The 6,121-nt window shown below is 41.0% G+C and carries 6 protein-coding genes; all 6 read right to left on the reverse strand.

What is annotated here, in order from left to right; translation table 11 throughout:
• On the reverse strand, positions 1–1,014 hold a 1,014-nt coding region (locus tag AC1DND_RS18525; RefSeq protein ID WP_477583870.1), incomplete at its 3' end, for an extracellular solute-binding protein.
• Complete coding sequence (locus AC1DND_RS18530; protein WP_477583872.1) at positions 1,007–1,177, reverse strand: hypothetical protein; 171 nt, start codon at positions 1,175–1,177, stop codon at positions 1,007–1,009. The genes AC1DND_RS18530 and AC1DND_RS18525, both read right to left, overlap by 8 nt.
• A complete protein-coding gene (locus AC1DND_RS18535) occupies positions 1,156–1,872 on the reverse strand; it encodes a CaiB/BaiF CoA transferase family protein (RefSeq protein ID WP_477583873.1) in 717 nt (238 codons plus the stop codon). The genes AC1DND_RS18530 and AC1DND_RS18535 overlap by 22 nt, the downstream gene beginning before the upstream one ends.
• 139 nt (positions 1,873–2,011) lie before the next feature.
• On the reverse strand, positions 2,012–3,163 hold the full coding sequence (locus AC1DND_RS18540; protein WP_477583875.1) for a CaiB/BaiF CoA transferase family protein: 1,152 nt from the start codon (positions 3,161–3,163) through the stop codon (positions 2,012–2,014).
• Positions 3,160–4,320, reverse strand: coding sequence for an ABC transporter substrate-binding protein (locus AC1DND_RS18545; protein ID WP_477583877.1), 1,161 nt, complete (start codon positions 4,318–4,320; stop codon positions 3,160–3,162). The genes AC1DND_RS18540 and AC1DND_RS18545 overlap by 4 nt, the downstream gene beginning before the upstream one ends.
• A 240-nt stretch (positions 4,321–4,560) precedes the next feature.
• The coding region (locus tag AC1DND_RS18550) for a glycoside hydrolase family 2 TIM barrel-domain containing protein (RefSeq protein WP_477583879.1) at positions 4,561–6,121 on the reverse strand (1,561 nt) is incomplete at its 5' end.

Genomic DNA, 6,121 nt, shown 5'->3' on the forward strand with positions numbered 1-6,121 from the left:
GCCGATTCCTCCTGCTAACGTGAGCTGTTTATCCTGTTCTGCAGCCAGTGCGAAGCGGAGAAAATCGTAGGCAATGTCTTTATTTTTACTGCCCTTTGCAATGGTGTAAAGCCAGTATACGTTTAACGAAGCTGAGTTTTTACCTGGAGCGCAAGGCAATCGTTCCACATCAATTTTTCCTTTTACCTTAGCGTTCGAATCTACTTCGCACATGGCCGCAAAACCGAACCAATTGATCATCATGGCGGCTTCACCTTGTGAAAAGGCTATTCCTGCAGCTACAGATTCGAATGCTGCAGATTTTGGATGAACAGCAGTTTTATCGTTAACAATTTTACGGTAAAAGTTTAAACCATCGATGGCTGCCTGGGTATTAATCTGGATAAAACCATTTTTATCAACCAGTGTACCGCCCCTCGTCCATAATTGCAAAGCAAAATCGAAAACGGTATTGTGGCCATCGGGATAACAGGCGAAAATACTGCCATATAAATTTTGCTCAGGACGGTTGAAAAAACGGGCAATCTGATGAAAATCTTCCCAGGTTTTAGGTATTGCTAAGGTTTTGCCGAATTGAGCAAAATATTGAGCCTTTTCAGTTTCACTTTCGAATAAATCTCTTCTATAAATAAAACATTCTGGTCCATCATGAAATGGTAAACCTACCACTTCCCAGCCGAAGCGCTGCAGTCCTAAAAGCGATTTGCTCCATCCCCTCGGGAAATCGTCGGGTTTGTTTTTGTTGATATATGGATTTAAAACTTCGAAATCATTGGCCGAATAGCCTTCCAAAACCCAATCGGTACTGATGTGCGCAAGATCAAAATCGCCTTTTGCCAAACCTTTTTGAGTGATGGTACTGTTGTAAAGTTCGTGCAGGTCCATTACCACCATTTCCAACTTTAGTGTACAGCCCGAACGGATACAATATTGTTCCCAGAATTTCTGCATCGCAGCTTCAAATGGCGCAAATTTACGAACGGCTATCCTGAAAGTTTCTACTTGGTTATGCATTTGCAATGGTATGCTGTGTTATAAATTCTTTGATAATTTTTTCATTATCCTGTCCTAATTTTGGCGAACCAATTGCTGAAGTCAATAATTCGCCATCAATTCGGATCGGGCATCTGGTGGTTTCATATTTGTAACCATCAATCATTTCCACTTCCTGAACCATCTTCTGTTCTTTTTAGAACGTTGGGGCAAAGATCCGCCATCATTCATAAAAGTGGTGATGGTTTCAAACTGGAAATCGTAAACGGATTCCATCATGCTGATCTGTACAAAACCGCCTTMGTTTTTTAACGCTTTTCGGTATAAACAGGCCAGGATACCCTGCGCCAAATGCGCGCCCGCCAACATATCAATAATCGATAAACCCATTGCTACAGGACCACTATCGGCATTTCCGGTTAAACCGGTTAGGCCGGTAACCGATTGCAAAAGTAAATCCTGACCGGGTTTGTTTTTCCATTCCGTGTTGTTGCCATAGCCTGAAATTTCGCCATAAATTAGGGTTGGATTTAAAGCGATAACGGATTGATAATCGAAACCCAAACGCTCCATTACCCCTGGTCGGAAATTATGGATCATTACATCTGCTTTTTTAAGCAGTTCGCGTACCATTTCACAATCTTCTTCGCGTTTTAAATCAACTTCAAAACTTTCTTTATTCCTGTTGATGGCATGAAAAACAGATGATTCGCCATTCATAATCAGATTTGAGGTATAGAGCGTGCGGCAAATGTCGCCTACACCCAAACGCTCAATTTTGATTACACGCGCACCCATATCGGCCAGGCGCAAACTTGCTGATGGCCCCGATAGGAACTGGCTGAAATCGATAACTAAATAATCTTCAAGCGGTAGCATAATTTTGTTTATTTATTCTTAACTCGTCTCGTCATGCTGTCCCGAAGATTCGGGATCAGCATCTTTCCTGCTAGATAGACCCTGACCTGTAGCGAAGCGGAAAGCTACGCAGTAAAATAAATTCAGGGTGACGCACACTCTAACTCAACTCAAACTCCCTGTCAATCTCAGCCGTATCAAAACCAAGTTTTGGCGCAGCTTTCGAAGCAAATAACTTTTCATTATCCAATCTAATCGGGCTTACTGTTGTCTTTATTTTTTTGCCTTCATCTAAATCCAGTTCCTGTTCAATCTGTAGGCTTTTATAGGTATTCAATGCTGTAGCGGTTTGATAATTTAATACTTCTGCGCACCAAATACCATGGCCTTCCAAAAGATCAACCCAAAGTTTTGTATCTTCTTTTTTAAAGGTTTCGGCGAGGCGGACAATTAATTTATCGCGGTTTTCGAATGCTGAACCTGCCTCCACATACAGATCGGTAATATCGCAATTGATGATCGTACAAATATTTGGCAGGTTGCCCATGGCCATGGCAATATAACCATCATTGGTTTCGTACATGCCATAAGGAGCGCTTAAATAAGCGTGTGCACTGCCTTTTGCTCCGCTTCTATCGGGTAATTTACCACCATCGTTTAAGTAGGTGGTTAATACTTCAAACTGTACGTCTAAAATGGATTCGAGCAAACTCACCTCAACCAAAACACTTTTATTGGTTTTTGCCCTTTTGATCAAAGCGGCCATAATACCTTGTGCCAAATGGTTTCCGCACATAATATCCGAAACGGAAAGTCCGAAAGGAACTGGTCCGTCTACATCAACACCCGATAAAAATGTTAATCCTGAAACGGATTGTACCAATAAGTCCTGGCCTGGCTTGTTTTTCCACGGGCCTTCACTTCCGTAGCCTGTAACTACACCATAGACAATTTTAGGATTAATGGATTGAACATTTTCGTAATCCAGACCAATTTTCTCCATCACACCAGGACGGAAATTATGTGTCATCACATCGGCCTTGCTGATTAATTTTTTAAGTCTTTCTAAATCTTCCGGATTTTTTAAATCGGCGGTATAACTTTCTTTATTCCGGTTGATGGTGTGAAAAAGCAGGCTATCTTCATCAACGAAAAGATTTTTGATGGATAAAGACCTGCAAGCATCGCCTGTTTTTGGTCGTTCGATTTTAATTACACGGGCACCCAAATCGGCCAGTTTCAAGCCAGCCGATGGTCCTGCCAAAAATTGACAAAACTCTAAAACCAAAAGTCCTTCAAGCGGTCTGTTCATGATAACACTAAACTTTTAGATTGCCCATATAATTTGTTCATGGCTGATAAAACCTTGATTTCATCTCTACCATTTATTAAATAATCGCGCACCACATCGCCTGCATGATCTTGAAAATACATCGAACCATGGTAACGTGGACGGAGAAAAGCTCTTTGCAAGGCCGGTAAAGTATTCAGAAAATAATGCTGGCTCTGGCGGTTGACTTCTTCATTTTTCCATGCGGCCAAATGCCCTGGCTGACCACCACTCTCAAAAAACAAGGTAGACTGACAGGCTGGCGAACCTACGAATTCTACATATTTGGCAGCAATCTCCAATGCTTCGCATTTAGCAGAAATGGCTAAGCCTGTTCCACCCAATGTGCTTCTCAGATTGGTTTTACCATCTAAAGAAATCATATCGTGGAAATGCAAGATTTTGCGGGCATAACCATTACGCGAATAGTTCGAGTAGCCATAAGCAAACGGGCAATACGCAATTTCGTCGGTTAAAGTCATTGCTTCATATACCTGGATCGGATTTCTGTTGAAGTTTGCTTTATCTATTTTCGAGGCCAGTTCCCGATACATTTGCAAAGCCATGCTACCAATTTCCTTAGAGACCACCTCTTCGTTTCCTTGACAAGGATCTTCACCTAAAGAGCAGCATAGGGTATAAAAATTCATTAATACATCAATCGGAATACCTGCAAAGGCAACTAAACCTTTATCGGCAAGTGCCAATAGATCTTCAAAAGATTTAGGCAATAGCAAATCCTTTTGAGCTAATAAATCTGGTCTTGAGGCTGCTACAGGAGTTGCCGCATCTATCGGTAAAGCCCATAAGTGTTCATTATAAAAATAACTCTCGTAAGATTGACCTACAGAATTTTCTTCCTGATCTTTCAAATATTCTTTAGAAAGATAAAGATCCAAAGGCACTATTGATTTTGTTTTTGCGGCAAAACCTGCCCAAGGATGATCGATAACCAACAGATCAAATCGTTCTGCCAACTCCTGGATTGAAAAATCGGCAAATTGCTGCAAGCTTCTTTTCTCCCAGGTGATGTTTACATTTGGGTACAATTCAGAAAATCGCTGTGCCGTAGCCACCATTGGCAAAAGCCCACGGCTATGGTTCCAGGTTATTCCTTTTAAATTTATCGTCTTCTCCACTATATTTCTTCTTTTTATTTCTTTGTCATTCTGAACGTAGTGAAGAATCTTTCCTATTTCACAAAGCCTATTCAATTGCTGCCTTAGCAGAGCCTGTTTCCCATAGTTTGCAGATTCTTCGTTCCTCAGAATGACAATGCCTTTTATTGTTCTCTAATGGTTGGTGTCTCCACCGGCCATATTTTTATTTTACTTATTTCGGTTGCTGAGACACCAACCGATAGGTTCATTTCTGTTATTCTATTTTCCTGTTTTTATAATTATCGATGATGATGTTAAACCAGCTGATGAGGCTGTTAATTTTATGGTTCCGGTTTTTTCTGTTGATTGAAGAATGGCCAAACATAAACCATGGAAAGCTTTACGGTAACTGGCTTTAAAAGGCTCTAAACTTGCCTGAAACCCATTATCAACACCTGCAATAAAACCAACACCTTCAACCTGAAAATCAACCAGATTATCTGCATTTGGCACTACATTACCAGCAGCGTCTAAAACACGAACGGTTACAAAAGATAAATCTTTACCATCAGCTTTAATATTTTTCCGGTCTGCGATTAATTCAATTYTCGCCGGGTCCCCTGCGGTTTTCACTTCACGTACTAAAACATCTTTGCCACTTTTACGGGATACTGCTTTTAAAGTTCCAGGTTCAAAAGGCACATTCCAAAGCACATGTAAATCATCGCCCTGTTTTGATTTTTTCCCTAACGATTTTCCGTTCAGGTACAATTCTACCTCATCGGCATTGTTGTAATAGGCCCAAACTTCTACCGATTTTCCTTGTTTCCAGTTCCAATGAGGCAGAAGGTGTAACACAGGTTTGTTTGTCCACTCGCTTTGGTACATGTAATATGAATCTTTCGGGAAACCTGCTAAATCAACAATTCCAAAGTATGAGCTTCTTGCTGGCCACGGATAAGGTAAAGGCTCACCCAGGTAATCAAAACCCGTCCAAACAAATAAACCTGAAACATGATCGTATTTTTTAGCTGCTGCCCAGGTTTCTTCATGTGTAGAACCCCAATAAGCCGAAACATTATCGTAAGCCGATGCCGACCACTCGTTATTTCCCTCTGTAAATTTCGTTTTTCCATCTTTTGGCCAACGACGGATGGTATCGGCTGTATCGTAAAAACCCCTGGTTTCTAAAGCCGAAGTGGTTTCTGTAGCCAAAAACTTCACTCCAGGATAATTTTTAGGGAAATCTTTATACAGTTTGTGGTTGTAGTTTAATCCATAAACATCTAATGCATTGGCCTGATAGATGAAGTTCTTTTCAGCTTTTGTTTCCGTTAACGCCGAAATTACAGGACGGGTTTTATCCAGATTTTTAACGATTGAGACTAACTCTCTTGTAATCGCAATGCCTGTACTATCAAACTGCTCGCGGATTTCGTTGCCGATGCTCCAAAGGATAATCGACGGGTGATTACGATCGCGTTTAATCATATCTTCCAGATCTCTTTTATGCCAGGCTGGAAAATCTAAGTGGTAATCGTTTTTGGTTTTCTTTTTCACCCACATATCGAAAGCCTCATCCATAACGAGGAAGCCCATTTTATCACATAAATCTAAAAATTCAGGTCCAGGTGGGTTATGGGCTGTACGGATAGCGTTCACCCCCATTGCTTTCATTATTTCCAGTTGGCGTTCCATTGCCCTCACATTCACGGCAGCACCCAGGGCACCTAAATCGTGGTGTAAACAAACACCTAAAATTTTCATTGGTTTTCCGTTTAATGAAAAGCCTTTAGCTGCATCGAAATTGAACTCACGAAGCCCAAAAGGTGTTGTATAT

It is taken from the genome of Pedobacter sp. 01N416 (assembly GCF_056399685.1).